We start from the raw sequence: 1,231 nt of genomic DNA on the forward strand, positions 1-1,231 counted from the left end.
GGTCGTCGTCACGTCGTCGATCGAGAACGCTTCGACGTCGGCGCGCGGCAGATCGTCCGGCAGCGCGCCGACCGCGACCGCAGGAAAGCCGGTGCCGTGAGGGAAGAATTCGGCGAGGAAGCGTGCCTCGTGCAGTGCGCGCGCCGAGGCGATGCCGCCGCAGTCGAGCATCAGCCGCGCGGGCGACACGCCGCGCGCACCGGCCGCCGCCTCGAGCGCCTTGTATTCGATCGCGTTCTTGTCGGGCCGGGTCAGCAGGCCGAGCACCTTGCCGTCGAACGCGTCGGGCAGCCTGCCCGCCTTCAGCTCCTCCTCGTACTGCGCCTGCACGAGCGCCTGCTGGCGCTTGCGTTCGAGCGACGCGAGCGCCATCTTGAGCTGCTCTTCCGGCGCGCGCTGATACTGGCCGCGCCCCTTGCGACGGAAATACACCGGCGAACCGTGCAGGCGCAGCACCAGCGCCGCGCGCTCGACCGGGCCGTACGATGCGCCGTAATACTCCTCGGCGAGCGCCGTGTAGACGAACTCCTCGGCCGGCGCGCATTCCCACAGGAAATCCAGGTCGATCTGCTGCGCGGCCGTATCAGCCTCCTGCATCAGCTCGCTCGCGGCCGGCTTCTCGAATTCGATCAGCACGTCCTTCGCGCGCACTTTCGCGCGCCGCCCGCCGGGCAGCTCGACCTGAAACGCATCGCCCTGACGCGACAGCACGCTGCCCGCCTTGAAACTGCCCGATTCCTCGAAGAAAACGTTCACTCAATACTCTCGTTCTGACTGCCGGACGCCGCCGTCGAAAGGCGGCGCAGCATGATGATGGGTGTTCGGTGGCGCGTGGCCGCCTTATGTCGCCTTTACGTCGCAAAACGCGAGAACGTCGTCGACATAGTCGGCAAATTCGCTGATCCCGTGATCGCTGCCATCGATCACGCGGGTCTTCGCGCCAGGGTAATGCGCGAGCATCTCGCGGTAGTCGAGCACTTCGTCGCCCGTCGCCGCGAAAAGATAGTAGCGCTCGGGGCGCGTGATCGCCGGCACCCGCAGCGCTTCCAGTTCGTGCAGATGATGCGGCTCGACGACGATCGTGCCGCCGCCGTGCCACAGCGGCTGTTCACCGAGATACTGCTCGAGATCGCGCTCCGGCGCGGTTGCCGGATTCAGCAGCACCGCCTTCCAGCCGTGCTTCTCGGCAAGCCACGTCGCATAGTAGCCGCCGAGCGAGCTGCCGATCACC

Annotated in this window: 1 protein-coding gene and 1 pseudogene; both read right to left on the minus strand. The window is 67.2% G+C overall.

Annotated features, from left to right (window positions below):
- Window positions 1–756: pseudogene (locus KH616_RS25165) on the minus strand (RNB domain-containing ribonuclease); the annotation flags it as partial.
- A gap of 84 nt (window positions 757–840) precedes the next feature.
- Window positions 841–1,231, minus strand: a 391-nt coding sequence (locus tag KH616_RS25170) for a YqiA/YcfP family alpha/beta fold hydrolase (RefSeq protein WP_292255286.1), incomplete at its 5' end; no start/stop codon positions are given.

The organism is Burkholderia sp. (assembly GCF_018375725.1).
Taxonomy (GTDB): Bacteria; Pseudomonadota; Gammaproteobacteria; order Burkholderiales; family Burkholderiaceae; genus Burkholderia.